Origin of the sequence: Shewanella sp. Sh95 (assembly GCF_001308045.1) — a bacterium.
Lineage (GTDB): Bacteria > Pseudomonadota > Gammaproteobacteria > Enterobacterales > Shewanellaceae > Shewanella > Shewanella xiamenensis.
This window is the reverse complement of the sequence record NZ_LGYY01000158.1, coordinates 47,324-71,680: the sequence shown is the minus strand read 5'-3', so window position 1 is coordinate 71,680 and position 24,357 is coordinate 47,324. Positions and strand designations below refer to the sequence as shown.

The following is a 24,357-nucleotide window of genomic DNA, read 5'->3' as shown; positions in this document are numbered from 1 at the left end:
TTTTTATGGTGATAAGTCGGATTTTGGCGTACCTTAACCGAATATGCACACATATCTGAGTAAGAGAGAGAATATGCCAAAGTATGTTTCATTTCTGGCCGCTGGCTGTGTTTTTAGTTTAATGCTGCTCAGCCCTATGGCGATTGCCAGCAATAAAACCCAAGTAATGATGGGTGAAAAGACTGTCACCCTAGAAGGAAAATTACCTCAACTTGAGCAAATGGCCCCAAGATTTAAAGTCGTTGATGATAAATTCAATCCAATCAACTTAACCGACTTTAAGGGAAAAACCATCCTGATTAGTGCAGTGCCTAGCTTGGATACGGGTGTTTGTGCGTTACAAACTAAACGCTTTAATAGCGAGGTCAGCCACTTTTCTGATGATGTCGTCATGCTAACCATCAGCACGGATTTACCTTTCGCGCAAAAACGTTTTTGTAAAGTTGAGAATGTTGAAAATATTAAAGTGTTATCCGATTCTGTTTGGCGTGATTTTGGCGAGAAGTATGGTCTGTTAATTGAAGATTATGGCTTACTTGCACGGGCGATTTTCATCGTCGATGCCGAAGGTAAACTCAAGTACCAAGAATTAGTACCCAACATTGCCCAGCATCCAAACTATGATGCCGCGCTAGAGGCGCTAAAAACCATTCAAGCACAGTAATAAGCATAAAAATAGGGCATTTAATGCCCTATTTTTTACTAGTGCGTATGTTGGTCGCCATTGGCTTGATAGTCGAAGGTAGGCATAGACCAATGATAGCGTAATGCTAACATCCGCCAGCTAAATCCAAAACTTAAGCAAATTAATAGATTAACCCACTCAGCCAATTGATAGGCGTTTAGCATGATATATAACCCCGCCGTAAAGAGTGAGATTACCGCATAGAGCTCTTTCTTAAAAATCAAAGGCACTTGATTACAAAGAATATCGCGAATAACCCCACCAAAAACACCGGTAACCAATCCCATAACGACCGCAATAGTTGGACTAAAACCAAGCATCAGGGTCTTTTGCGCGCCAACAATTGAGAACACAGCTAAGCCTAAGGCATCGATTGCCAAAAACAGCTTAGACAAATAACGCATAACTGGCGCAATCGCGACAGTTAACAAAGATGCAAATGCAATCGCAATTAGATAGTGGACATTCTCGACCCAAATCAAAGGGTAATTTCCAAGTAACATATCTCGTAAGGTGCCGCCACCAATAGCGGTAGCACAACCGATAATGACTACGCCGAATAAATCCATCTGCTTACGGCCAGCGGCTAATGCCCCAGTCATGGCCTCAGCCAAAATCCCAATCAGCCATAATAATCCGATAAATTGCGCTTCTTGCATTTAAACTACTTATTACCCATACATAAAAAACGGATTTTGCCTGATAATCCACGGGCTGGATAATGAGATTATTTAAATTTTGTCATTAGAATATTTAATCTATTGATACCATTTATGCATTAGTCATTTCTAACTTTCAATATCACGCTACGCCACACTCCTTAAATAACAATAAATTAACTAACAGACAGTTGCCAGCCGCATTCAATTAAGCTTATTTTTTGATAAGTTTTAATAAAGCATAATCAATTAAACTTTGAAATTTTGTAGAAAACTCAACATCACGTCATTCAAGCCTAAATTTTGGCCACAAAAAAGCGGCCTAATAGCCGCTTTTTTAGACTAAAAGTAAATTATTTGTTTTCAGGTTTCGGAGGATAATTCGCCATGACACTTCCAACGGCATCATTGATGAGCTGGACTCTTTCAGAAGGAGTATTTTTATCACGAATGGTGTCAGCCACCGAACCACGCCATATTAACTTAGCTGTTTTATTATCAACTAAATCAATGATCAACGTACCAACTTCGTATTCTCTCACCGTGGTTTGTGTTTGCATGTTGCCACCCCATCCCCAACCAGGACCATAGTAAGGGTTATAGCCAAAGTTGGTATTGAAAGTATCGACATTAATCTTTTTGTCGATTTTAGTCAGGTAGTTAACTAGGACATCAGCGTCTTTTGTATCGACTAACGTCATGCCCTTAGCAGAAAGTTGTGCATTAACTGCATCACGCACTCGCTGATCCATCAGACCATCGAGATGATAACCTGAAGCATCAGTCTTTTGTGCTACCCAAGCATAGGTTTTGTATTGAGAGAAATTGGCACTGGGATCATAGTCCCAACCAGACTTAAGAGAACTACAAGCACTCAAGGCCAGCACTGCTAACCCTACGATAAAATTTTTCATGGTGATTTCCTTGGATTTCGTAAAGAACACAAATGAGCCGATAAATAAATTTAGCTTACAGAGCAATGGCCGATTCTACAACTCAATATAATGAAAAGCAGAGCGTTATTCAGCTTGACTTCAGCAATCGCTTTAAATGATAATGATTATCACTTAAAGCGATTAAGGGATAAATAACATGTACTGGTTCATTAGCGCATTGATTGTTGCATCAGCAATTTTCTGGCTAGCGCCACAAAAAGCCTCAATCGACACCAATAACAATAAACTCACGCCTCATCTCCCGATGATGTTATTGTTTTTGCCTTTGATTGTAATGAGTTGGCTGATATTCGAAGCTGTATCAAATGGTGCAGACTACACCACAATTGCCGCATTTGGTTTTGTTGCCACAGCCTGTTTAATTGCACTTCCCAAATTACATCGTTTTATTATGCCCTGCGCCCTACTCACCGCATTGGCATTAATCGCTATGGTTTTGCAACATCTATAAATTCCGTTTGAAAACATGCTACTTCCCTGCAAAGAGCTAGCATTTACCTTCGGCCACTTTCAGTCTCTGTCTGTGGCCTTTTTTTACCTCTACTTTTTACCTCCACGAAGCATAATGAATTTGATAGACTTAAGCAGTTTACATTCAGATAAAAGATGACTTATGAGAGTAGATCCCAACGTTTCCTTAGTATACAGCACTGATAAAGGTCGCATTACTGCCGAACCAGAAGCAAAAGCACTCCCCGCATCCGATGGCATTGTGCGTATCCACAGAGACAGCAAAGGCCGTAAAGGTAAAGGTGTCTCGGTCATTTCAGGCCTAGGGCTTGACGATACTGGCCTAAAAGCACTAGCACAAACACTTAAAAAACAATGTGGTTGTGGTGGGACGGTTAAAGATTTCACGATCGAAGTGCAAACCGATAACCGTGAACTACTCAAACAGTTGCTTGAAAAACAAAACTATAAAGTCAAATTAGCCGGCGGTTGATACGCCACGATCCTAAGTAGCTGGATTTTATCTATCGATCAATGCATATGGGCTGAACGGAGCATTTAATGGAGAGTTTGCAGAACCATTTTTTAATCGCCATGCCATCACTCGATGACACTTTTTTTGAGCGCACCGTCATCTATTTATGTGAGCACGATGAAAAAGGCGCCATGGGACTAGTGATAAATAAACCGCTGGGCATTGAAGTTAACTCCTTGCTCGAGCAGATGGATCTCCCAACAGAGCAAGTGTCTGCCGATTTTGCAATGGGAGCGCAAGTCTTAATGGGCGGGCCAGTCTCCCAAGATAGAGGTTTTGTACTACATACTTCCCAACCCTATTGGGCCAATAGTACGGAATTAGGCTCGGGACTGATGCTTACCACATCTCGAGACGTATTAACCGCTATAGGCAGTAAGCGCTCGCCAGATAAGTTTCTCGTAGCATTAGGTTATGCTGGCTGGAGTAAAAATCAGTTAGAGCAAGAACTTGCCGATAACTCTTGGCTTACGATCCCCGCTGATCACACCTTACTCTTTGAAGTAAACCACGAAGATAGATGGCAACAAGCTAGCCGTTCACTGGGATTTGAGGCTTGGCAACTTTCAACACAGGCAGGCCACGCTTAATCTCACTTTATTTAACGAGTTAATATCAGATGAATACTAAAACCGTGTTAGGTTTTGATTTTGGGACAAAAAGCATCGGCGTTGCCGTAGGGCAACAAATTACCTCCAGCGCAACACCACTTTTATCTCTTAAGGCCGTTGATGGCATTCCAAATTGGGATGAAATAGCCAAACTCATCCAAGAGTGGCAACCCGATTTAGTCGTCGTGGGTTTACCGCTCAACATGGATGGCACAGAACAAGAAATGACCCACAGAGCAAGAAAATTTGCCAACCGACTAAACGCTAAGTTTGGGGTCAAAATTGTCACTCAGGATGAAAGACTCACCACCACAGATGCAAAAGCTAGGCTATTTGAACTCGGCGGCTTCAAAGCCCTCACCAAAGGTCAAGTTGATGCTGTGTCAGCCGTATTGATTGTCGAAAGCTATTTTGAAAATCATTTCGGCGAATAATAAGCAATAAAACAAAAGGATAGCCTGAGCTATCCTTTTTTATCTCAACTGTTATAAAGCTTACAGATAGGGTTTAACCAAGCTCGCCATCATGCTGATATGGTCATCATTATCATTTAGCGCTGGAATATAACGGAACTTCTCCCCCCCAGCATGAGTAAAGATATGGCCATTTTCGCCCACGATCTCTTCTAACGTCTCTAAACAATCGGCACTAAATGCTGGACACACAATCGCAACATCACGCACACCTTGACTCGGCAGAGCCGCCATCGTCGCATCCGTATAAGGCTGTAACCACTTAGCTTTACCAAAACGTGACTGGAATGTAATCGCAAATTCATCTTTGGCCAAACCCAATTGCTCAGCCACAAGACGAGTGGTCTTCATGCAAAAACAATAATAGGGGTCACCCAGATGAAGATTACGCTCAGGCATACCATGGTAAGACAGCACTAACTTTTGTGGCTTGCCATGTTTGTCAAAATCGGCACGAATCGAATTGACTAATGCAGCAATAAACTCAGGGTTATCGTGATAAGTATGAATAAAATGCAGCGAGGGCAAATAGCGCCATTGACAAAGTTCCTTGGCAATAGCGTCAAAAGCGGAACCCGTTGTCGGCGCAGCATATTGGGGATATAAGGGTAAAACAACTATCTTATCAATCCCTTGCTTATGCATATCCTTTAACGTGTTTGCCACTGAAGGGTTTCCATAGCGCATAGCTAAGTGAACCGACACTGGATAACCATCGGCGGTTAATTTATCGGACAATTTAGCCGTTTGCCGCAAACTGATATCCATCAGTGGCGACCCAGCTTCTGTCCACACCTTTTGATAAAGTGCCGCGGACTTTGCTGGGCGAACGCGCAGCACTATGCCATGTAAAATCAGCATCCAGAGGAGTTTTGGAATTTCTACCACCCGAGGGTCGGATAAAAACTCTGCAAGGTAACGCCTTACGGCCGATGCCGTTGGCGCATCTGGCGTGCCAAGGTTAAGTAACAACACACCCACTTTGCCACGCGTTGCGTGGCCCATCTCTTTTGATAATCCTGAAAACCTAGCCAAAGTAGCCTCTTAAAATTTGTAAATGAATAAATTGGGCATTAAAGCACGGATTCTATTGCCTGCTTAAGCTCGGCACTATCGGGTTTAACCTTAGAATTAAATTGCTGCACAGTATTGCCATCGCCACTCACTACGTATTTGTAGAAATTCCACTTGGGTGAGCCAGCTTTATCGCCTAAGTATTTGAATACACTGTTAGCATCACTACCTCGGACGGGAGACGTCGCGAGCATGGTGAAGGTGACACCATAGTTGATGTAGCACACCTTAGCCGTGTCTTTTTCATCATTCTCCTCTTGGAAAAAATCATCCGAAGGGAAACCAATTACCACTAACCCTTTATCTTTATATTGTTGATGGAGTGCTTCTAAGGCTTTAAATTGCGGCGTATAACCACAATTACTGGCGGTATTGACCAGCAGCACAGGCTTACCCTGAGTGAGCTCACATAAGTTAACGCTCTGTTCTGAGTGCAATTTACGCACTTCAACATCAAGGTAGCTTGGGCATGTTGCCGCCAAAGCGCTGGTGCTCATCAAGCTAGTCAAGATAAATAGCGGGAGTTTCATCATAATGTCCTTCTTATTCAATGATCCAAGATAGGCGAACTTATTCTTATTACGTCACTTGCTACGGTAAAGATCATATTGAATAAAAAAATAAAAGCTACAAGGAGTTATCGATTGCTTTAGCTGATAAAAAAGCAGCTCAATCGAGCTGCTTTAACACACGACAAAATAGGATTAATCCATATCCAAGGTCACGCCTTCCATAAAGCTCGAACTGGCGGGTTCTTTATTTTGCAATTTAATCATTAACCGCAAGTCGTTGGGTGAGTCAGCATGGTGAAGCGCGTCGGCATAACTGATCTCCCCATCGACATAGAGCTTTAACAGAGCTTGGTCAAAGGTCTGCATGCCCTGCTCATTCGATTTGGCCATGGTTTCTTTGAGCAAATGCAGCTCGTTTTTAGCAATCAAACTCGCGACACGTGGCGTATTGATCAAGACTTCAATCGCCGCTCGGCGCCCTGTTCCATCAACTTTAGCCACCAGCTGCTGCGCCACAATGCCACGCAGGTTGAGTGACAAATCGAATAATAGCTGTTGATGTTTACTCTCTGGCACTAAGTGCATAATCCGGTCTAATGCTTGGTTAGCATTGTTAGCATGCAGTGTCGCCATACACAGATGGCCCGTTTCAGCAAAGGAGAGCGCAAATTCCATGGTTTCTTGGGTTCGAATTTCACCGATAAGGATCACATCAGGCGCCTGACGCAACGAGCTTTTCAGCGCCGCATCAAAGGACTCTGTATCTATGCCCACTTCACGTTGAGTAATGATACTTTTGCGATGATCGTGAACAAATTCCACAGGGTCTTCAATCGTCAAGATATGCCCGCGGGCATGGGCATTGCGGTAACCGACTAATGCAGCTAAGGACGTCGATTTACCGGTCCCGGTACCCCCCACCATGATGATAAGTCCACGCTTACTCATCACCAGATCTTTTAAAATCGGTGGCAGTTTTAAATCATCCACTTCAGGGATTTTGGTCTCAATCCGGCGCATAACACAACCCGGAGACTCACGCTGCCAGAATGCGCTGACACGAAAACGCCCCAACTCCTTAACCGCAAAAGCAAAGTTACACTCGCGAGTGGTGTGAAACTCCTTCTTTTGCGCCTCCGTCATCACGGACTCGACAAAATCCAAAGACTGCGCGGGCGTAAAGGCACTCTCGGCTAATGGGCGTAACTCGCCATCAATTTTGGCGCTCGGCGGAAAACCTGCGGTAATAAACAGGTCTGAGGCTTTACGCTCCACCATGACTTTTAAAAACGGACGGACATCCATCATAAATCCTTAAAACGTCGCTTGTTTGTTTGAGCTCTTCGCCATGGCATCCTCACGGGTGATGAGGCCACGGTTAACTAAGTTTTGCAGACACTGCTCAAGAGTTTGCATGCCATGGGCCATCCCCGTTTGAATGGCAGAGTACATCTGCGCCACTTTATCTTCACGGATAAGATTTCGGATAGCGGGCGTACCCATCATAATTTCGTGGGCAGCAACACGGCCACCACCGATTTTCTTAATCAGGGTTTGTGAAATAACCGCCTGTAATGATTCAGATAACATGGTACGAACCATGTCCTTTTCACCGGCAGGGAAAACGTCAACCACACGGTCAATAGTCTTAGCCGCCGACGTGGTGTGTAAGGTACCAAAAACTAAGTGACCCGTTTCAGCCGCCGTCATCGCCAGACGAATGGTTTCAAGGTCACGCATCTCACCCACGAGGATAACGTCAGGGTCTTCACGCAGTGCGCTACGCAGTGCCGCGTTAAAGCTGTGGGTATGGCGATGTACTTCCCGTTGGTTAATCAAACATTGCTTGTTGGGATGAACAAATTCGATTGGGTCTTCAATGGTTAAGATATGATCATGGCGGTTTTCATTGATGTAATCGACCATGGCCGCAAGTGTGGTACTCTTACCCGAACCTGTAGGCCCAGTGACTAACACTAACCCACGGGGAAAACTGGCAATTTTTTTAAAAATTTCAGGCGCACCTAGCTGCTCAAGTGACAAGATATCACTGGGAATGGTACGAAATACCGCCGCAGCGCCGCGAGATTGGTTAAAGGCGTTCACACGGAAACGCGCTAAATTAGGGACTTCGAACGAAAAGTCGATTTCTAAATGTTCTTCAAAGTCCTTGCGTTGTTTATCATTCATAATGTCATAAACAAGGCTGTGTACACCCTGATGATCGAGCGCGGGCAGATTGATTTTTCTCACTTCACCGTCGACACGGATCATGGGAGATATCCCTGCAGAGAGGTGTAGATCCGAGGCTTTGTGTTTTACACTAAAAGCTAATAACTCAGTGATTTCCATAGTTTGGGATATCCTTGCAACTAGATAATTACATCATGACAACAATAGCAGACAGACTCGCCCACGCCCAGAGCAGGATCGCGCAAGCGGCGCAAAAATGCGCACGCTTACCTCACACTATTCGCTTACTTGCCGTCAGTAAAACTAAACCTATCGCAGATATTATAGCCGCCTATAATGCAGGCCAGCGTTGCTTTGGTGAGAACTATGTTCAAGAAGGTGCGACAAAAATTGAAGCGCTAAAAGATACTCATCCCGATATTGAATGGCATTTTATTGGGCCTCTACAATCCAATAAGACCGCATTAGTTGCCCAGTACTTCGATTGGATGCACACCCTTAGCCGAGAAAAAATTGCCCAGCGGCTCAATGAACAGCGCCCCGCTCACCTTGCGCCACTTAATGTGTGTATTCAAATCAACATCAGTGATGAAGACACAAAATCTGGTATCGATGCCGAGCAAATGCTACCGCTAGCCAATATCATCAGCCAACTGCCGCAGTTAAGGCTCAGAGGCTTAATGGCTCTTCCCACTGCAACCGATAACATTACCCAGCAAACCCGGGAACTTACCGAGCTAAAGCAGTTATTCGAAACACTGAAACAGCATTATCCCGATGTCGATACACTATCAATGGGCATGAGTAATGATTTGGACATCGCTATCGAGTGCGGCTCAACCATGGTGCGAATTGGCAGCGCCATCTTTGGAGAGCGGGATTATTCCTCAAAAAAAACGATCAATTGAGTCGATAAGTATCAAACCCATTGCCATTAAAGAGGTCATTGCCAACTGTCGCTATCACAGATTGAAAACTAAGGTATAGCGACTGACTCGGTATTTGGTCTTGTTTTTACAGGCTAAAGCCCAAATACTGTAAAGAAACATTAAATAGAAATTTTTATCCGGTCTAATTTTGTCATCGCTGAACCATAGGATTCAGCCCTAGGCCAGACATTATGGGGTACACATGAGTCAACAAAAAATCTGCTTTATCGGCGCGGGCAATATGACCCGTAGTATTATCAGCGGCTTAATTCGTAGCGGTTATCCAGCATCACAGGTTCAGGCGACCAACCCAAGCCAAGGTAAACTCGACGCTCTCGCTCACGACTTTGGTGTGCCTGTATCCCAAGATAATGTCAGCGCCGCCCAAGATGCCGATGTCATCGTATTATCCGTTAAGCCGCAGTTGATGGAACCAGTCTGCCAAGCACTGCAAAACATTGATATGTCAAACAAGCTGATCATTACTATTGCCGCGGGGATTAAAGCTGAACGCTACAGCCAGTATTTAGCACAACCGATCACGCTGGTTCGCACTATGCCAAACACCCCAATGCAAATCGGCGTCGGCATGACGGGACTCTACGCACCGCAACCCCTATCGGATGCACAAAAAGCCATTACTGAACGATTGATGTCCAGCGGCGGTGAAATAGTGTGGGTAAATGAAGAATCTGAAATTAATCAAGTCATTGCCCTTGCTGGTAGCTCACCAGCATATTTCTTCCTGCTGATGGAATCGATGATTGATGCGGGTAAACAAATGGGCATGGATGAAGCCAAAGCCAGAAGCTTAGTGCAGCAAGCCGCCCTTGGTGCTGCTATGATGGCTAAACAAAATCCTGAGCTCACGCTGGGTAATTTACGGGAAAATGTCACCTCTAAAGGTGGGACAACGGCGCAAGCCATCGCCACATTCGAAGCGGCAGATCTCCGTGGCGTCGTAAAAAATGCCATGGAAAACTGCATTAATCGCGCAGAAGAAATGGCAAAAACATTTTAATTAAACCACTTTCCCGACGGCTCAAACAAAGATAACGGGCGTTTTTAATTGGACTCATATAGGCAGAAATCTCGATGAATGCATTAACCTTCTTGATCAGCACACTCTTCGATTTGTATTTGATGGTAGTGATTTTGCGGCTCTGGCTCCCCTTGGCACGGGCCGATTTTTATAACCCTTTTAGTCAATTTATCGTGAAAGCAACTCACCCACTCATCGCCCCAATGCGCCGAGTGATCCCATCAATAGGAAGATTTGATACAGCCTCGTTTGTGTTGGCATTATTGGTTGTCATCGTAAAAGTCTTGCTATTGAGCCTTATCGCCGGTGGCGCTATTGATATTGTGCTGTTCTTTGTATTTGCGCTTGTCACTGTCATCAAACAGACGGGCATTTTGCTGTTTTGGATGTTGATCATCCGGGCGATTTTGAGCTGGTTCAATCAAGGCTATAATCCGATCGTGATGATTATGGGGCAATTAACCGAGCCCATTTTGGCCCCAGTGCGCCGCATCATTCCGCCAATTGGAGGCTTAGATCTGTCGGTAATGTTGGTGATTATCGGCATGAACTTTATCAACATGCTGTTGGCGCAATACGTACCTTTTTGGGCCGTGATTTAATGAGCGCAGTCATTATGCAGCAAGGCGACTTGCTGCTTAATTTGTATATTCAACCTAAAGCGAGTCGCGATCAGATAGTTGGGCTTCATGGTGATGAGTTAAAAGTCGCCATTACCGCCCCGCCTATTGATGGCAAGGCTAATGCCCATTTAAGCAAGTATTTAGCCAAGGCCTTTAAAGTCCCTAAAAGCGATGTTCACATCCTTAAGGGCGAATTGGGGCGCCATAAACAGGTACGGATTAGCGCTCCTAAAAACGTCCCGACAGAAATCGCGACACTGCTCGAATAAACACAGCGTTGGAAGTCTAGGTTCAGATACATATAATCAAGCAATCTCTCATATTAAGTTAAGGTACAACATTATGTTACGTAACCTCCTAATCATGCTCGCATTAACAGCTAGCCTTTGTGGTGTCGCTAATGCCGAGCAAAAAGAAACCGTCGGTAATTTTGATATTCATTATATCGCGTTAGGAAGTACCTTTCTGACCCCCAGTATTGCTAAAACCTATGGCATTGAGCGTAGTAGCTACAAAGGTATTATCAACATCGCGGTATTAGATACGAGTGAAGAAGGCTCACCCGCCGTGCCTGTTGAAATAACCGGTGTTGCCAATAACTTACTCGATGCGCGTATCGATTTAAAATTTAGAGAAATCCGTGAAGGTAAGGCCATTTACTATATTGCTGAAGTCCCATACCGCGACGATCAAGAGATTAATTTCAACATCGCCATCAAGTATAGGAACCAGCTGAATACTAACCTACAGTTTAAACAAAAGTTCTACGTCGAATAATCTCAGCCTCACAGGCAGGACGATATCAATTATCGTCCTGCCTTTTTCTGTCCTTTACCGCTCAGCTTGGGTATCATTGCCGCCGTAAACATCGCTCAATGAAATAGGTATCCCATGCAACAAATCGTCCTCGCCAGTGGCAATAAAGGTAAACTTGCCGAATTCGATCAAATGCTCGCCGCCTACGGCGTAAAAGTGCTGCCACAAAGCCAATTTAACGTTAGCGAAGTGGCCGAAACGGGCACCACCTTTGTCGAAAACGCCATTATCAAAGCCAGACATGCGGCACAAATTACTGGACTTGCCGCCATTGCCGATGACTCGGGATTAGAAGTCGATTTACTCCAAGGTGCACCGGGCATCTACTCTGCGCGCTATGCGGGGGAGAATGCCAAGGATCAAGACAATGTGTTAAAACTCTTAGACACATTAAAGGATAATCCTGCGCCGCGTACGGCCAGATTCCAATGCGTTTTAGTCTATATGCGCCATGCGAAAGACCCAACGCCCATCATTTGCCAAGCCGCGTGGGAAGGCCAAATCGATTTCGTACAACGGGGTGACAACGGCCATGGTTACGATCCGATTTTTATTCCAGAACACCATGATTGCAGCGCAGCCCAAATGAGCAGTGACGAGAAAAATGCCTTGAGTCACCGTGGTAAAGCGTTAGTGCAACTGATTGCTGCCATGCAGGAAAAAGGCGTATTTACCGACGGGAACGCCCAATAATGTCAGTGAATGTGTCACCTCAGTTAACCCTGCCGCCGTTGAGCTTATACATCCATATCCCTTGGTGTGTACAAAAATGCCCTTACTGCGACTTTAACTCCCATGGGCAAAATGGCGAATTACCCCAAAAGGCCTATGTGGATGCGCTGCTAGCGGACTTACACCAAGACTTGCACTTAGTACAGGGCCGTAAGCTGCACACTATTTTTATTGGTGGTGGAACGCCGTCTCTATTTGATGCCAATCAAATCAAAAGGATATTGGATGGCGCCAACGCGCTAATTCCCTTTAGTGACGATATTGAAATCACCATGGAGGCCAACCCTGGTACCCTAGAGCACGATGACTTTAGTGCCTACCGCGCCGCCGGGGTCACTCGGTTATCGATTGGGGTACAAAGCTTTTCTAAGGATAAGCTTAATCTGCTGGGGCGAATTCACGATCAAAACGAAGCCCAAACCGCCGCCCAAAAAGCCAGCCAAGCGGGTTATTTAAGTTTTAATTTGGATTTGATGCATGGACTTCCGAATCAAAGTTTCACCGAAGCCATGGCAGATATCGATACCGCAGCCGCACTTAATCCACCGCATTTGTCTTGGTATCAACTAACGATTGAGCCCAATACTTTGTTCCACTCCAAGCCACCGCAACTGCCCGACGATGAAGATCTCTGGCAGATCTACGAACAAGGGCAACAAAAGTTAGCGGCACTCGGTTATGAGCAGTATGAAATCTCGGCCTATGCCAAACCTGGCTATCAGTGCCGGCATAACCTTAACTATTGGCAGTTCGGCGATTATTTAGGTATAGGCTGCGGTGCCCATGGCAAAGTGACCTTACCTGAAGAAAATCGCATCATTCGCACGGTCAAAATCAAACACCCTAAAGGTTATTTAGCGGCCAGCAACTATACCTTCGAACAAACTAAAGTCGCTCAAGAAGATCGCGCCCTCGAATACTTGATGAATCGTCTGCGCCTAATGACGCCAATCCCTAAACAAGAGTTTGAAGACAGAACCGGTTTACACCGAGACACCTTAAAGGATGGGATGGAAAAGGCCAAACAACGGGGTTTACTCACCGAATCGGCTGAACATTGGCAATTAACCAGTAAAGGTCACATGTTTGTGAACGATTTACTAACGCAATTTTGTTAATTCACTGATTAAATTCCCCATATAAATAATGTGTTAGCCTAGTTTCTTCGATGAAGCATCTTTTATGGCTAACACATTTTCTAACATTTATATTCATACATTTTTCCCCTGCTTCTTTAGAATTGCCTGAACATTGTTAAGGAAGCCTGATCATGCCAATAAAAACGAACATCAGCTTAGTCGCATTTACCCTCTCCGTCCTGCTTGCACTGCCTTCCTATGCAGTGCCCAGCTTAAATGACTCACATAATGTGACCAGTACAAGTGTTGCAGCCCAAAGCGAGTCAGAAAAAGCCAATGCCTTGTTTGAAACCATCTTCATGGAAAACATCATGGCAAGCCCCATTGCGCAAACCTATATGGGCATTAAGCAGGACTATGATAAGTGGGATGACATTGGCGACGAGGCGGATGCCCGTGAATTGGCGCGCACTAAGAAACAACTGGCCGAAGTGAATCAACTAGATGCGAGTAAGCTTGACCCCCAAACTCGCCTAAGCCTGACGTTACTCACCCAAAACCTGAATAACGATATCAAAGACTATCAGTGGCGTTACCATAACTACCCAGTAAATCAGATGCATGGCGGCCACTCGATGATCGCCTCCTTCCTGATTAATCAACACCAGATCACCGATGTCAGCGATGCTAAGGCCTATATCAGCCGCTTAAATAGCGTGCCCAAACGCCTAAGCCAACTGCAACAGGCGCTAGAAGTGCGCGCTGATAAAGGCATTATTGCGCCTAAATTTGTGTTCGGTTACGTGATATCTGACAGCCAAAACATCATTAAAGGCGCCCCCTTCGATAAAGGCGAAGACAGTGCACTGTTGGCGGATTTTCGCAAAAAAGTGAATGCACTCAGCATCTCCGAGGCAGAAAAAGCCCAACTGATTGCCGAAGCTGAAAAAGCACTAGTCTCGCAAGTTGAGCCTGCATACAAGACGCTTATCGCCTATATCAAAACCTTAGAAGCCAAGGCCGATACCCGCGATGGGGTTTGGAAACTCCCCGACGGCGAGGCGTTTTATAACAATGCCCTTGCACGCACGACGACTACCCACATGACGGCGGATGAAATCCATCAGCTCGGTCTTGCCGAAGTGGAACGCATCCATAATGAAATGCGCGCCATTATGAAAAAGGTGAATTTTAACGGCACCTTGCAAGAATTCTTCACCTTTATGCGCGATGATCCACAGTTCTATTATCCAAATACCGCCGAAGGCAAGGCGGCATATTTAGCCGATGCTACCAAGCTTATCGATAATATGCGCTCACGCTTGGATGAAGTCTTTAAGGTCAAGCCAAAGGCAGCCATGATAGTCAAACAGGTTGAAGCCTTTAGGGAGAAATCTGCGGGTAAAGCCTTTTATGAACAACCGGCGCCCGATGGCTCTCGCCCTGGCAGCTACTACGCTAATCTCTACGATATGAAGGCCATGCCCAAATACCAAATGGAAGCACTGGCTTACCACGAAGGGATCCCAGGCCACCATATGCAAATCGCCATTTCGCAGGAGCTGAAGGATATTCCTAAGTTCCGTAAGTTCGGTGGCTATACCGCCTATATCGAAGGTTGGGGGCTCTACAGTGAGTCTTTCCCGAAAGAAATGGGCTTATATGCCGATCCATACTCCGATTTTGGTCGACTGGCGATGGAGTTATGGCGAGCTTGCCGTTTAGTGGTCGATACCGGGATTCACGCCAAGCAATGGACCCGCGAACAAGGGATTGCTTATTACGTCGATAATACCCCTAACGCAAAATCCGATGCGAAGAAAATGGTGGAGCGTCATATCGTTATGCCATCGCAAGCCACAGCCTATAAAGTTGGGATGATTAAGTTACTCGAACTGAGACACAAGACGGAAAAACAACTGGGTGATAAGTTTGATATCCGGGATTTCCATACTTTAGTCTTGGCAAATGGCGCGCTGCCTTTGGATGTGCTGGAAGAGCAAGTCGATCAATGGATTGCCAGTGTTAACAAAACCTAAGCTTCAAACCTTGGGAGGCTCACGCTAGTCTCCCTTGAACACCGTTGCGAATGAAGTGATTAAATCGCAGCCAATAAAAAAGCCACTATCAAGTGGCTTTTTTATTGGATTTATCACCAGCTTGGTCATAAAACCCTATCTCACTGTGGATCACTATATTTGATGAATTAAGCTCAATACTTAACACTCGGTGTGACTTTAGGGTACAGAGAGACAAAACTCATTTCCCACGATTAAACCATCAGAAAAAAATTACCTCAGCCTAATAAGCTGAGGTAAACCAAAAACTAGGATGATGGTTTAAAAGCCAACATTGTTTTAGTTCGCAAACTTCTGCTGGCGGTGATTCGAAACCGCAATATTGCAGACCTGTACACTCATATCGAAAGGGGTCATTTCCAATAAAAGCATAGGACTCAGGTCATTCCGAATCATCTGGCAATCATTGTATTCATTTAAGAACAGACCTCAATACAAGCTTCAAAAACTTGTTTTAGACAATGCTAAAAAACCAAACTAAAATGCAAGACAAAAAAACATATAAGCAACTGATTTCATTTAACTTAAAATATCATCAAACGTTTCCAAAACGCATTAAACGCATTTTAAGAACAATGTTTCCAAAATTACTGACGCTCACTGAAAAGTTCAGCATAAGGGATATCCCAATAAGGCGGATTACCAATATGGTCTTTAATAAACTCAATGAAAGCACTCACCTTAGGCGCTAAATGCTTACGACGTGGATACACCGCCTGTAGCGGTAAATGATGAGTCAATTGCCAATCTCTCAATAGTGGCACCAAGGTACCTTTAGCGATCTCATCTTCCATCAAGTAACTAGCAAGATATACAACCCCTAAGCCACTGATCGCAGCTGATTTTAAAGCTGGAGCGTTATCTACCCTAAAGTTACCAGAGACACCTATCTCACAGTAATCATCGCCCTTTTTAAACTGCCACATGCTGTGCTCATGCCACTCACCTTGATACACTAAGCAGTTATGGTCGACTAATTGCTCTGGACGCGAAGGTTCGCCATGCTTAGCAATATAATCGGGTGAGGCAACGAGTAGGAACTGACACTTCATCAAAGGTCGCGCCACCATACCAAGGGGAAGCTGCTCAGACATAGTTAACAGTAAGTCTAAACCTTCACTGACCACATCCACCTTATGATCAAGCAAACTGACTTGCAGTTCGAGCTCAGGGTGTTTTGCCATAAAGGATGGCAGTGCGGGAATGATATGCATAGCGCCAAAGGACTGAGAAATACCCACCTTTAACACGCCGCGGGTCGCATCGTTTAAATTATGCACGCTAGCAATCGCCTGCTCAGCATCGCGGAGTAACTCTTCACCTTGCAGATATAACAAATGCCCAGCTTCAGTCAAACTTAAGCTGCGAGTAGTACGCTGGATCAGTTGAACACCGAGTCTATGCTCGAGATCGGCTACCTGCGTACTAACCTTAGATTTAGAGATCCCAAGCCTTCTTGCGGCCGCACTGAAACTTCCGGCTCTGGCCACATGAGTAAAAATCGCAATAGGTTCTAACAGTTCTAACATGGAAAGTCGCCTTAAGCAGTTTCGACAGTGATTTAAACTTTCGGAATAACGCAGGAATGCAGCATTCCATAACGCCTTAATATCTCACAGCAAATGGGTTCGTTGTAGAGATTTAAACCGAAAAAGTCAGCTAAAGTAGAGTGTTTTATCTGACTGAGTTGCCAGCTTTTCATTATATTTTAAGAGTATACCAAACATTAGTCTGAAGAATGTAACATTCCACACTAAATAGCCGCAAGCATTGGGATTAATATCAAGGTGCTTGGTAACAATTCCCCAATAAAAAGCCCCAAACACAAAGGTGCTGAGGCATTGATCATTTATACTGCTTTATTCATTTTGCCAGCTAGGCAAACGTTCTAGCATAAAAACCTGTTTATTCCCTTAGATATCTTCTGCGATATCTACTCACGCAATTCGTGGTGAGTGTTTTGCGTCAACACGTAAGGTGCTAACTCAGGCACTTCTTTACGCAGTTGATTTTCAAGCACTAGCAGGTTTTCAAAACGGTCACATAAACGGTCGGCTTTCGCTTCAATCCCCTTGGATTGGGATTCAATTTGCTGCTCAATATCATCGCCTAATCTATCCATTTTTTGTGAAAATGCCTCCATCTTAGCATCGAAGGACTCACCATCGCCGGCAAGAATTTGGCCACCGATATTCATTATCAGGGTGCCAATGGAGTTTTGCACGATTTGCTCTATTTCCTGTTCAAACTCATCGTTAAAAGTGTTTTGCATCGACTCTTCGGTCGCACCAAGGTAAAAACTATCGCCCTGCTTGTAGGCTACGGCATCGACACGCTTCTGCACACCTGCCATCATTTCATCAAACTTAGCGCCAGCGGCATCGCCCATCAATGGCGTTAACGCCATACTCACAGCTTGAGAGGCCAGTGCAACCGCTTCATTGACTAATTCAATCACCTCAGGTACCTGAGTTAACACCTCATCGGCATATTGGCTAACTAGCTTCTTCTGCTTATCAGTTAAGGTTACCTGCTTGCCTTCAACGTATAACTTGTCAACCTCGATACGATACTTCTCGGCGCCCTTCTCGCTCATCACTAATTTTTTAGGTTCGACTCTCACATCATAATTAAGGGAAACCTCACAGCGCTCATCAATTTGCGGCTCGGTTTTCGCTTGTGCTGATTGCAAGCCAGAAGCACCTAAAATAACGCCCGATAATGCCACTCCAGTTAATAGCGTATTTATTTTCATTGTGGTTCATCCTTTAATCTGAGTAATTCGACTAAGCTAACATGCTAAAAGACAAATAGCAGAAGATGTGCCAACTTTTTAACAATATGATTAGTATGGAGTTATAAAAATTAGCACCGATAGATGATTAGTGATTTTCACCAATATTTAGCCTAAGGGGGCTAATAAAAGAGGTAAATCAGAAGATTGAACGTCCGAGACGCTGGCTGAGATGCTCAAGCATCGCCGTCCCCGCAAGGGAGTTACCTTGGTTATCTAATTCGGGTGACCAAACGCAGACCGAGAGCTCCCCAGGGATCACCGCAATAATGCCGCCACCGACACCACTTTTGCCAGGCATTCCGACACGATAGGCAAACTCACCAGCGCCATCGTACAAGCCAGAGGTTGCTAACAGGGCATTTAACTGCCGAGTCTGCACTTGCGAAATAAGCTCAGTGCCATCTAAGGTTTTACCGCGATTAGCTAAATACAGCATCGCCCGCGATAGATCGGCGCAGTTCATTTTTAAGGCGCAGTAATGAAAATAAGTGCGCAGCACTGTATCGACATCACCTTGAAAATTGCCGAAGGATTTCATCAGATAGGCGATGGCCGCATTGCGAGCACTGTGCTGATATTCAGAATCCGCCACTTGCTTATCGAAACAAACTTTATCGTTTTGACTCAGCGCCCTGACCAATTCCAACATCCGATGCTTAGGTGCCCCTAAACGGCTCTGTAATAAGTCAGCGATGACTAATGCGCCAGCATTAATAAAGGGATTGCGAGGTTTACCCCGCTCGAGTTCGACTTGGACTAATGAATTGAAGGAGTGTCCCGAGGGTTCTTTGCCGACGCGGCTCCAAATTTCTGTTTCTTCATATAAAGTTAGCGCTAAGGTTAAGCTGAAAACTTTAGAAATACTTTGAATTGAAAATGGCTCAAGGTAATCGCCTGCGCCTATGGTTTCACCGTCAATAGTGGTCACGGCAATGCCCAATTTGCCAGCATCAACATTGGCGAGCGCAGGAATATAATTAGCAACCTTTCCTTGGCCGAGCAAGGGTCGAACTTTGTCGACCACTTCCTCTAATAACGCCTGTTCTGGCATTAACTCCACCAGATATCGTACAGTTCGCTAACTTCGAGTTGAGTCACTTTTTGACCCGCCCAGAATGCCTTAACAGCAGCGATATCTTCCTCGGTGCACTTGCCGATAGTTTGGGTCGCAATAATACCTTCCCATTCGATATGACCACCGCCATGGAAGCCTAGCTTACGGGCTTCAATCACCTCATCAATAAACTTATCGACAGTTGCATCAATTTCAGCTTCAGAGACTGATGCATCGAACGTCCAAGTGATGTCAAAACCTAACTCTTGGAATTCATCGACGCGCATTTTCTTACGTAAACGACGGCTACGATTCGTTGCCATAGTGATTTTCCCCGTTGTGTTAAAAAACCAATAAAAAGATAACGATATTAAGCGATACGCTCGAACATCAGATCCCATACGCCATGGCCAAGGCGATGACCGCGGGCTTCAAATTTCGTGAGTGGCCGATGATCCGGACGCGGTACAACAGTACCATCGGCAGATTGATTCTTGTAACCGCTCGCCACATTCATCACTTCCAGCATATGTTCGCTGTAGTTTTCCCAGTCGGTTGCCATATGGAATACGCCGCCAATCTTCAGTTTACGGCGGATCAATTCGGCAAATTCAGCTTGTACGATACGGCGTTTGTGGTGGCGCTTTTTATGCCAAGGATCGGGGAAGAACAACTGCACACGCGTCAGGCTACCATCGGCAATCGCATGTTCTAATACTTCCATCGCATCATGGTGATACACACGAAGATTGGTCACGCCCGCGACAGCGGCATCACTTAAGCATGAGCCAACACCAGGCTTATGGACTTCAATACCGATAAAGTTCAGCTCTGGTGCTTCTTGCGCCATTTGCACTAAAGAAGCGCCCATACCGAAACCAATCTCCAGTACAGTGTCAGCTTCGCGGCCAAAAACTTCGGCTAAATCCAATGGTGTTGGGCTGTAATCTAAGCCCATTGTTGGCCACTGAGTCTCAATGGCTTGCGCTTGACCTTTAGTCAAACGCCCTTCTCTTAGGACAAAGCTTCTGATCTTACGCAGATACTTGCCTTCTTCATTAAATTCAGCGGTAGTGACTTCGCTCATTTTTGCCTCGTCTCGTGGACAACACCCTCTAAAAAGAAGGGCATTATCCAAAGTTCAACTTACAGTGCAAGCACTAATGGAGGCGAAGTATAACAAGATTCTTCGCCGGAGCGAATCTAGCACTGTTTTTCCTGTGAGAGTGACTTGTTTGCCGCCCTATCTCCCGCTACACTGCGCCGATGAAATCTACAGCCTCCTTTGCAACACGTATCGTTAATTGGTACGACACCCACGGTCGTAAAACCCTCCCTTGGCAGCAAGATAAAACCCCATATAGTGTATGGGTTTCAGAGATTATGCTGCAACAAACTCAGGTGGCGACTGTTATTCCCTATTACCAGCGTTTTATGACGCGTTTCCCCGATGTATTAGCCCTCGCTAACGCCCCGGATGATGAAGTATTGCACCATTGGACTGGCCTTGGTTATTACGCCAGAGCTCGCAATCTGCATAAAGCCGCTAAGATGATCCGCGATGAATATCAAGGACAATTCCCGACGAATTTTGAGAAAGTGCTAGCACTGCCAGGTATTGGCCGCTCGACAGCGGGTGCTGTGCTATCCCTATCACTTGGGCAGCAGCATCCGATCCTCGATGGCAATGTTAAGCGCGTCCTAGCAAGACATGGCGCGATTGCGGGCTGGCCTGGACAAAAACCAGTGGAGGAGCAACTCTGGCAATTAACTGAACAGTTAACGCCAGAGCAGGATATTCAAAAATATAACCAAGCCATGATGGATATTGGTGCCAGTATTTGTACTCGCAGCAAACCAAATTGCGCCGCTTGCCCTGTGGCTATCGATTGCAAGGCCCAACTTATGGGTAGGCAAACCGATTTCCCAGGTAAAAAACCGAAGAAAACTATCCCAGAGAAATCTGCTTGGATGTTGGTTTTGCTCAAAGATAATCAAGTATTCTTGGCTAAGCGCCCTCCTGCTGGCATTTGGGGCGGACTCTGGTGCTTCCCCGAGTTTAATACTCAAGCCGCACTCAATGCAGAGCTTGAAGCCCAAGGTTATAAAGCCGCTCAACTCGAACCATTAATTGGTTTTAGGCATACCTTTAGCCATTTCCATTTAGATATTCAGCCCATGCTACTGAATTTAGATAGTCACGCGAATGGCTACAACAAGCAAACCGCGGGTAAACAGATCGTGGGCGCAGTCATGGAACAAAATCAGTCTCTCTGGTATAACATAAATCAACCTTCCAAAGTGGGGCTCGCCGCCGCAACCGAGCGTGTGCTAGCCAATTTGGAGTCACTCATAACCGCTACAGTCAGTAAGCAGTAAGGAATAATCATGGCGCGTACAGTCAATTGCGTATATTTAAATAAAGAAGCCGACGGCCTAGACTTTCAACTGTATCCAGGTGATTTAGGTAAACGCATTTTTGATAACATCAGTAAAGAAGCTTGGGGCCTATGGCAGAAAAAACAGACCATGCTGATTAACGAAAAGAAACTCAACATGATGAATGTTGATGATCGTAAGTTTTTAGAAGAGCAAATGACATCCTTCCTGTTCGAAGGTAAAGACGTTGAAATTGAAGGCTTTGTGCCTGAAAAAGATCAAGAATAAGCCTAAGTGCCTATCCATAAATAGCAAAAAAGCGCCTAAGAGCGCTTTTTTGTTACAGGAGAAATGGCGTGCTTACTTACGCACACCTTCTACCACTAAATCTAATTCAACATTGGCAGATGCCGGACCTAAGTCCATCTTGATGCCATAATCTTTCATCGCAAAGGTGGTAGTACCGGTAAAGCCGGCACGATATCCGCCCCAAGGATCTTGACCTTCACCCACAGCATGCGCTTGAATCGCAAGTGGTTTAGTCACACCGTTTAGCGTGAAGTTACCCTTGATAACCATATCGCCATTACCTTTATCTTCAACCGAAGTAGAAACGAAAGTCGCTTCGGCAAATTTAGCAGCATTTAAAAAGTCAGCGCTACGGATGTGTTTATCACGCTCAGCATGGTTTGAATCCACACTTAAGGTGTTCACTTTTACATTCACTTTGGCTGCAGCTGGATTTTTAGCGTCGTAGCTGAAATCACCGCTGAAATCATTAAAACGGCCAACCACATAGCTATAACCTAAGTGACTCACTTTAAAGGTAATAGAGGCATGGGCACCTTCACGATCAATCACATAATCGGCAGCAGATGCAGCCATAGGTGCCAGTAAAGACCCGCCAATCAAAGCCGCTAATAGTTGTTTTTTCATTATATTATCCTCGGTTAAATTTAATCATCTTGAGTAATGTTGAATCTTTATCGATAAAATGGTGCTTTAGAGCACCTAAGGCATGCAGTACAACCAAAGCAATCAAGCTATAGGCGGCATATTGATGAATATCCCCCGCTATATCAGCCTGATTTTCAATCAGCGGCGTCAGACCAGGTAACTCAAACCAGTCAAACACCATAATTCCTCGCCCCTCTGCCGTTGAAATCAAAATGCCTGCGGCCATAATCAGCAGTAATAAGAGGTAAATCGCGCCATGGGCAATCTGGGCAGTAACCTTTTCCCATGGCTGATGATTTTGCTCTGGTGCAGGCTTTGGATTAATCAAACGCCAAACTAAACGAAATAACGTTACCGCCAGCAGCAAAATCCCGACGCTTTTATGCCAATGTGGAGCCGTTTTGTACCATGGGCTGTAGTAGGTCAACTCAACCATCCAACCCCCCATGGCAAATAATCCAATCACGGCTACAGCGCTCAACCAATGGCTTGCAATAGCAATAAGTCCATAACTTAACTTAGTATTTCTAAACATACTGCCACTCCGAACCTTTATACTTCTGCCACATAATTAAATAATAGTCATTATCATAGAACTAAAATTAAAAACTAAAATCAGTAAAAATAGCTTATATCTTTCTAAAATTTAGAATGTTTGTCATTTTAACGTTTTGAAGCTGATAGCAAGGTTAGTAAAGGCAATATATTCGAGTGGAAATACAACTTAGTGATATTAAACTGAACCGATTTTGATAGGTTTATAGATAAAAAACAGCCAAAGTGCACATTAAACAGTCGAACACATCATTTATCAGGAAAAAGCACTTGCAGCGGCTAAATACCCTCGCTAATATAGCCGCACTTCGAATGAGACAGCATTGAGTTGTCAGTTTTAAGTAGTCAACTAACGCTTAGTTTAGTTGCCCGAATAGCTCAGTCGGTAGAGCAGAGGATTGAAAATCCTCGTGTCCCTGGTTCGATTCCGGGTTCGGGCACCATTATTCAGCAGTAAAAGTTTAGCCGGCATAGCTCAGTTGGTAGAGCAACTGACTTGTAATCAGTAGGTCCCGAGTTCGACTCTTGGTGCCGGCACCATAAAAAAACAAAAAAGCCACTCAATGAGTGGCTTTTTTGTATCTGGGATTTCAGTCAAATCATATAACTCCACTCTAAGTCACAACCAACCTGCTCTCGATAATTGCAGCGGTTTCCAAGCTCGACTTTTGCTCCTGACACCATTCAAACAAATATTGATTTACGGCTTTACACTTAAACTTTGCCAATTTTCAAAGTTCGGAGGCAGAGACTAAGGTGTTATTCGCGCCTCCCACTATTTAATTGTATTAAGCCATTGATAGTTAGGCTAAGTAAGCCTTTCACATTCAAGTAAAGCGATAAATATTGCGCATTTTGTTTAATACTTGGTCAGTCGAATTAAAAGGGCTTGCACACTGAAAGCGTGCACTATATGATACGCGCACTTCGAACGAATGGGGTGTTAAGCACTGTTTGAAGTAGACAACTAACGCTTAGTTTAGTTGCCCGAATAGCTCAGTCGGTAGAGCAGAGGATTGAAAATCCTCGTGTCCCTGGTTCGATTCCGGGTTCGGGCACCATTATTCAGCAGTAAAAGTTAAGCCGGCATAGCTCAGTTGGTAGAGCAACTGACTTGTAATCAGTAGGTCCCGAGTTCGACTCTTGGTGCCGGCACCATAAAAAACAA

General features: G+C 44.8%; 28 protein-coding genes and 4 tRNA genes. 19 read left to right on the top strand and 13 right to left on the bottom strand.

Going from position 1 to position 24,357, the window contains the following annotated elements; all coding sequences use genetic code 11:
* Positions 1-73: 73 nt before the first annotated feature.
* A complete protein-coding gene (tpx, locus tag AEA42_RS11855; protein WP_037429419.1) occupies positions 74-664 on the top strand; it encodes a thiol peroxidase in 591 nt (196 codons plus the stop codon).
* 38 nt (positions 665-702) lie between these two features.
* Here the strand turns inward: tpx and AEA42_RS11850 are convergent, their stop codons facing one another.
* On the bottom strand, positions 703-1,344 hold the full coding sequence (locus AEA42_RS11850) for a trimeric intracellular cation channel family protein (protein ID WP_055647825.1): 642 nt from the start codon (positions 1,342-1,344) through the stop codon (positions 703-705).
* Between the two features lie 353 nt (positions 1,345-1,697).
* On the bottom strand, positions 1,698-2,258 hold the full coding sequence (locus tag AEA42_RS11845; RefSeq protein WP_055647824.1) for a DUF4136 domain-containing protein: 561 nt from the start codon (positions 2,256-2,258) through the stop codon (positions 1,698-1,700).
* A 178-nt stretch (positions 2,259-2,436) separates the two neighbouring features.
* On the opposite strand from AEA42_RS11845, the gene AEA42_RS11840 reads away from it, so the two are divergent.
* The 4 genes from AEA42_RS11840 (at position 2,437) to ruvX (ending at position 4,330) form a co-directional block, all read left to right on the top strand.
* Positions 2,437-2,751 (top strand): hypothetical protein, encoded by a 315-nt coding sequence (locus AEA42_RS11840; protein WP_037420754.1) that lies wholly within the window; start codon positions 2,437-2,439, stop codon positions 2,749-2,751.
* Positions 2,752-2,913: 162 nt separating this feature from the next.
* On the top strand, positions 2,914-3,243 hold the full coding sequence (gene yciH / locus AEA42_RS11835) for a stress response translation initiation inhibitor YciH (protein WP_037420757.1): 330 nt from the start codon (positions 2,914-2,916) through the stop codon (positions 3,241-3,243).
* Between the two features lie 68 nt (positions 3,244-3,311).
* Entirely contained in the window at positions 3,312-3,875 is a 564-nt protein-coding gene (locus AEA42_RS11830) for a YqgE/AlgH family protein (protein WP_037429424.1), read from the top strand.
* A 29-nt stretch (positions 3,876-3,904) separates the two neighbouring features.
* Positions 3,905-4,330, top strand: a complete 426-nt coding sequence (gene ruvX / locus AEA42_RS11825; RefSeq protein WP_055647823.1) for a Holliday junction resolvase RuvX — start codon at positions 3,905-3,907, stop codon at positions 4,328-4,330.
* Between the two features lie 60 nt (positions 4,331-4,390).
* Here ruvX and hemH read toward each other — a convergent pair whose 3' ends face one another.
* The 4 genes from hemH to AEA42_RS11805 all read right to left on the bottom strand — a co-directional run bounded on the left by hemH (position 4,391) and on the right by AEA42_RS11805 (position 8,307).
* The gene (gene hemH / locus AEA42_RS11820; protein ID WP_086024055.1) at positions 4,391-5,374 is read right to left on the bottom strand and encodes a ferrochelatase; all 984 of its coding nucleotides are present in this window, start codon (positions 5,372-5,374) and stop codon (positions 4,391-4,393) included.
* A gap of 68 nt (positions 5,375-5,442) precedes the next feature.
* Positions 5,443-5,976 carry a glutathione peroxidase gene (locus tag AEA42_RS11815; RefSeq protein ID WP_037420768.1) on the bottom strand — a complete coding sequence of 178 codons (534 nt, stop codon included), beginning with the start codon at positions 5,974-5,976 and terminating at the stop codon, positions 5,443-5,445.
* A 171-nt stretch (positions 5,977-6,147) separates the two neighbouring features.
* Positions 6,148-7,260: a PilT/PilU family type 4a pilus ATPase gene (locus tag AEA42_RS11810; RefSeq protein WP_037420771.1), complete on the bottom strand. Its 1,113-nt coding sequence runs from the start codon at positions 7,258-7,260 to the stop codon at positions 6,148-6,150.
* A gap of 9 nt (positions 7,261-7,269) precedes the next feature.
* Positions 7,270-8,307: a type IV pilus twitching motility protein PilT gene (locus AEA42_RS11805; RefSeq protein WP_037420775.1), complete on the bottom strand. Its 1,038-nt coding sequence runs from the start codon at positions 8,305-8,307 to the stop codon at positions 7,270-7,272.
* A 35-nt stretch (positions 8,308-8,342) separates the two neighbouring features.
* Here AEA42_RS11805 and AEA42_RS11800 point away from each other — a divergent pair, with 35 nt between their 5' ends.
* The 8 genes from AEA42_RS11800 to AEA42_RS11765 all read left to right on the top strand — a co-directional run bounded on the left by AEA42_RS11800 (position 8,343) and on the right by AEA42_RS11765 (position 15,408).
* Positions 8,343-9,056 carry a YggS family pyridoxal phosphate-dependent enzyme gene (locus tag AEA42_RS11800; RefSeq protein WP_055647822.1) on the top strand — a complete coding sequence of 238 codons (714 nt, stop codon included), beginning with the start codon at positions 8,343-8,345 and terminating at the stop codon, positions 9,054-9,056.
* A 223-nt stretch (positions 9,057-9,279) separates the two neighbouring features.
* Positions 9,280-10,098 (top strand): pyrroline-5-carboxylate reductase, encoded by an 819-nt coding sequence (gene proC / locus AEA42_RS11795; protein ID WP_055647821.1) that lies wholly within the window; start codon positions 9,280-9,282, stop codon positions 10,096-10,098.
* A 74-nt stretch (positions 10,099-10,172) separates the two neighbouring features.
* Positions 10,173-10,721, top strand: a complete 549-nt coding sequence (locus tag AEA42_RS11790; RefSeq protein ID WP_037420784.1) for a YggT family protein — start codon at positions 10,173-10,175, stop codon at positions 10,719-10,721.
* Positions 10,721-11,011 (top strand): DUF167 family protein YggU, encoded by a 291-nt coding sequence (yggU, locus tag AEA42_RS11785; protein WP_037420787.1) that lies wholly within the window; start codon positions 10,721-10,723, stop codon positions 11,009-11,011. The genes AEA42_RS11790 and yggU overlap by 1 nt, the downstream gene beginning before the upstream one ends.
* 73 nt (positions 11,012-11,084) lie before the next feature.
* On the top strand, positions 11,085-11,519 hold the full coding sequence (locus AEA42_RS11780) for a DUF4426 domain-containing protein (protein ID WP_037420790.1): 435 nt from the start codon (positions 11,085-11,087) through the stop codon (positions 11,517-11,519).
* 114 nt (positions 11,520-11,633) lie between these two features.
* Positions 11,634-12,251: an RdgB/HAM1 family non-canonical purine NTP pyrophosphatase gene (gene rdgB, locus AEA42_RS11775; protein WP_037420793.1), complete on the top strand. Its 618-nt coding sequence runs from the start codon at positions 11,634-11,636 to the stop codon at positions 12,249-12,251.
* Positions 12,251-13,408, top strand: a complete 1,158-nt coding sequence (gene hemW / locus AEA42_RS11770) for a radical SAM family heme chaperone HemW (protein ID WP_055647820.1) — start codon at positions 12,251-12,253, stop codon at positions 13,406-13,408. Before rdgB ends, hemW begins: the two co-directional genes overlap by 1 nt.
* Before the next feature lie 152 nt (positions 13,409-13,560).
* A complete protein-coding gene (locus tag AEA42_RS11765) occupies positions 13,561-15,408 on the top strand; it encodes a DUF885 domain-containing protein (protein WP_055647819.1) in 1,848 nt (615 codons plus the stop codon).
* 626 nt (positions 15,409-16,034) lie between these two features.
* Here the strand turns inward: AEA42_RS11765 and AEA42_RS11760 are convergent.
* The 5 genes from AEA42_RS11760 to trmB all read right to left on the bottom strand — a co-directional run bounded on the left by AEA42_RS11760 (position 16,035) and on the right by trmB (position 20,385).
* Positions 16,035-16,976 (bottom strand): LysR family transcriptional regulator, encoded by a 942-nt coding sequence (locus AEA42_RS11760; protein ID WP_011625622.1) that lies wholly within the window; start codon positions 16,974-16,976, stop codon positions 16,035-16,037.
* A 404-nt stretch (positions 16,977-17,380) separates the two neighbouring features.
* Positions 17,381-18,202 carry a YggN family protein gene (locus AEA42_RS11755; protein WP_055647818.1) on the bottom strand — a complete coding sequence of 274 codons (822 nt, stop codon included), beginning with the start codon at positions 18,200-18,202 and terminating at the stop codon, positions 17,381-17,383.
* A 178-nt stretch (positions 18,203-18,380) separates the two neighbouring features.
* Complete coding sequence (gene glsB, locus AEA42_RS11750; RefSeq protein WP_011621971.1) at positions 18,381-19,295, bottom strand: glutaminase B; 915 nt, start codon at positions 19,293-19,295, stop codon at positions 18,381-18,383.
* Positions 19,295-19,621 (bottom strand): YggL family protein, encoded by a 327-nt coding sequence (locus AEA42_RS11745; protein ID WP_037420808.1) that lies wholly within the window; start codon positions 19,619-19,621, stop codon positions 19,295-19,297. The genes glsB and AEA42_RS11745 overlap by 1 nt, the downstream gene beginning before the upstream one ends.
* A gap of 47 nt (positions 19,622-19,668) precedes the next feature.
* Positions 19,669-20,385 carry a tRNA (guanosine(46)-N7)-methyltransferase TrmB gene (gene trmB, locus AEA42_RS11740; protein ID WP_055647817.1) on the bottom strand — a complete coding sequence of 239 codons (717 nt, stop codon included), beginning with the start codon at positions 20,383-20,385 and terminating at the stop codon, positions 19,669-19,671.
* A 179-nt stretch (positions 20,386-20,564) separates the two neighbouring features.
* Between trmB and mutY the strand changes: the two genes are divergently transcribed.
* Positions 20,565-21,677 carry an A/G-specific adenine glycosylase gene (mutY, locus tag AEA42_RS11735; protein ID WP_055647816.1) on the top strand — a complete coding sequence of 371 codons (1,113 nt, stop codon included), beginning with the start codon at positions 20,565-20,567 and terminating at the stop codon, positions 21,675-21,677.
* 9 nt (positions 21,678-21,686) lie between these two features.
* A complete protein-coding gene (locus tag AEA42_RS11730) occupies positions 21,687-21,965 on the top strand; it encodes an oxidative damage protection protein (protein ID WP_037420816.1) in 279 nt (92 codons plus the stop codon).
* A gap of 72 nt (positions 21,966-22,037) precedes the next feature.
* Here the strand turns inward: AEA42_RS11730 and AEA42_RS11725 are convergent, their stop codons facing one another.
* Positions 22,038-22,613 carry a YceI family protein gene (locus AEA42_RS11725; RefSeq protein WP_055647815.1) on the bottom strand — a complete coding sequence of 192 codons (576 nt, stop codon included), beginning with the start codon at positions 22,611-22,613 and terminating at the stop codon, positions 22,038-22,040.
* 4 nt (positions 22,614-22,617) lie between these two features.
* On the bottom strand, positions 22,618-23,169 hold the full coding sequence (locus AEA42_RS11720) for a cytochrome b (protein WP_055647814.1): 552 nt from the start codon (positions 23,167-23,169) through the stop codon (positions 22,618-22,620).
* Between the two features lie 387 nt (positions 23,170-23,556).
* Here AEA42_RS11720 and AEA42_RS11715 point away from each other — a divergent pair.
* The 4 genes from AEA42_RS11715 (at position 23,557) to AEA42_RS11700 (ending at position 24,347) form a co-directional block, all read left to right on the top strand.
* Positions 23,557-23,632 (top strand) — tRNA-Phe (locus AEA42_RS11715).
* Between the two features lie 21 nt (positions 23,633-23,653).
* Positions 23,654-23,729 (top strand) — tRNA-Thr (locus AEA42_RS11710).
* A gap of 445 nt (positions 23,730-24,174) precedes the next feature.
* Positions 24,175-24,250 (top strand) — tRNA-Phe (locus tag AEA42_RS11705).
* 21 nt (positions 24,251-24,271) lie between these two features.
* Positions 24,272-24,347, top strand: a tRNA-Thr gene (locus AEA42_RS11700).
* Positions 24,348-24,357: the final 10 nt, after the last annotated feature.

What these genes read in the sequence shown, in the direction of transcription:
- tpx (WP_037429419.1), top strand. Translation starts at nt 74, where the DNA reads ATGCCAAAGTATGTTTCATTTCTGGCCGCTGGCTGTGTTTTTAGTTTA.
- AEA42_RS11850 (WP_055647825.1), bottom strand. Translation starts at nt 1,344, where the DNA reads ATGCAAGAAGCGCAATTTATCGGATTATTATGGCTGATTGGGATTTTG.
- AEA42_RS11845 (WP_055647824.1), bottom strand. Translation starts at nt 2,258, where the DNA reads ATGAAAAATTTTATCGTAGGGTTAGCAGTGCTGGCCTTGAGTGCTTGT.
- AEA42_RS11840 (WP_037420754.1), top strand. Translation starts at nt 2,437, where the DNA reads ATGTACTGGTTCATTAGCGCATTGATTGTTGCATCAGCAATTTTCTGG.
- yciH (WP_037420757.1), top strand. Translation starts at nt 2,914, where the DNA reads ATGAGAGTAGATCCCAACGTTTCCTTAGTATACAGCACTGATAAAGGT.
- AEA42_RS11830 (WP_037429424.1), top strand. Translation starts at nt 3,312, where the DNA reads ATGGAGAGTTTGCAGAACCATTTTTTAATCGCCATGCCATCACTCGAT.
- ruvX (WP_055647823.1), top strand. Translation starts at nt 3,905, where the DNA reads ATGAATACTAAAACCGTGTTAGGTTTTGATTTTGGGACAAAAAGCATC.
- hemH (WP_086024055.1), bottom strand. Translation starts at nt 5,374, where the DNA reads ATGGGCCACGCAACGCGTGGCAAAGTGGGTGTGTTGTTACTTAACCTT.
- AEA42_RS11815 (WP_037420768.1), bottom strand. Translation starts at nt 5,976, where the DNA reads ATGATGAAACTCCCGCTATTTATCTTGACTAGCTTGATGAGCACCAGC.
- AEA42_RS11810 (WP_037420771.1), bottom strand. Translation starts at nt 7,260, where the DNA reads ATGGATGTCCGTCCGTTTTTAAAAGTCATGGTGGAGCGTAAAGCCTCA.
- AEA42_RS11805 (WP_037420775.1), bottom strand. Translation starts at nt 8,307, where the DNA reads ATGGAAATCACTGAGTTATTAGCTTTTAGTGTAAAACACAAAGCCTCG.
- AEA42_RS11800 (WP_055647822.1), top strand. Translation starts at nt 8,343, where the DNA reads ATGACAACAATAGCAGACAGACTCGCCCACGCCCAGAGCAGGATCGCG.
- proC (WP_055647821.1), top strand. Translation starts at nt 9,280, where the DNA reads ATGAGTCAACAAAAAATCTGCTTTATCGGCGCGGGCAATATGACCCGT.
- AEA42_RS11790 (WP_037420784.1), top strand. Translation starts at nt 10,173, where the DNA reads ATGAATGCATTAACCTTCTTGATCAGCACACTCTTCGATTTGTATTTG.
- yggU (WP_037420787.1), top strand. Translation starts at nt 10,721, where the DNA reads ATGAGCGCAGTCATTATGCAGCAAGGCGACTTGCTGCTTAATTTGTAT.
- AEA42_RS11780 (WP_037420790.1), top strand. Translation starts at nt 11,085, where the DNA reads ATGTTACGTAACCTCCTAATCATGCTCGCATTAACAGCTAGCCTTTGT.
- rdgB (WP_037420793.1), top strand. Translation starts at nt 11,634, where the DNA reads ATGCAACAAATCGTCCTCGCCAGTGGCAATAAAGGTAAACTTGCCGAA.
- hemW (WP_055647820.1), top strand. Translation starts at nt 12,251, where the DNA reads ATGTCAGTGAATGTGTCACCTCAGTTAACCCTGCCGCCGTTGAGCTTA.
- AEA42_RS11765 (WP_055647819.1), top strand. Translation starts at nt 13,561, where the DNA reads ATGCCAATAAAAACGAACATCAGCTTAGTCGCATTTACCCTCTCCGTC.
- AEA42_RS11760 (WP_011625622.1), bottom strand. Translation starts at nt 16,976, where the DNA reads ATGTTAGAACTGTTAGAACCTATTGCGATTTTTACTCATGTGGCCAGA.
- AEA42_RS11755 (WP_055647818.1), bottom strand. Translation starts at nt 18,202, where the DNA reads ATGAAAATAAATACGCTATTAACTGGAGTGGCATTATCGGGCGTTATT.
- glsB (WP_011621971.1), bottom strand. Translation starts at nt 19,295, where the DNA reads ATGCCAGAACAGGCGTTATTAGAGGAAGTGGTCGACAAAGTTCGACCC.
- AEA42_RS11745 (WP_037420808.1), bottom strand. Translation starts at nt 19,621, where the DNA reads ATGGCAACGAATCGTAGCCGTCGTTTACGTAAGAAAATGCGCGTCGAT.
- trmB (WP_055647817.1), bottom strand. Translation starts at nt 20,385, where the DNA reads ATGAGCGAAGTCACTACCGCTGAATTTAATGAAGAAGGCAAGTATCTG.
- mutY (WP_055647816.1), top strand. Translation starts at nt 20,565, where the DNA reads ATGAAATCTACAGCCTCCTTTGCAACACGTATCGTTAATTGGTACGAC.
- AEA42_RS11730 (WP_037420816.1), top strand. Translation starts at nt 21,687, where the DNA reads ATGGCGCGTACAGTCAATTGCGTATATTTAAATAAAGAAGCCGACGGC.
- AEA42_RS11725 (WP_055647815.1), bottom strand. Translation starts at nt 22,613, where the DNA reads ATGAAAAAACAACTATTAGCGGCTTTGATTGGCGGGTCTTTACTGGCA.
- AEA42_RS11720 (WP_055647814.1), bottom strand. Translation starts at nt 23,169, where the DNA reads ATGTTTAGAAATACTAAGTTAAGTTATGGACTTATTGCTATTGCAAGC.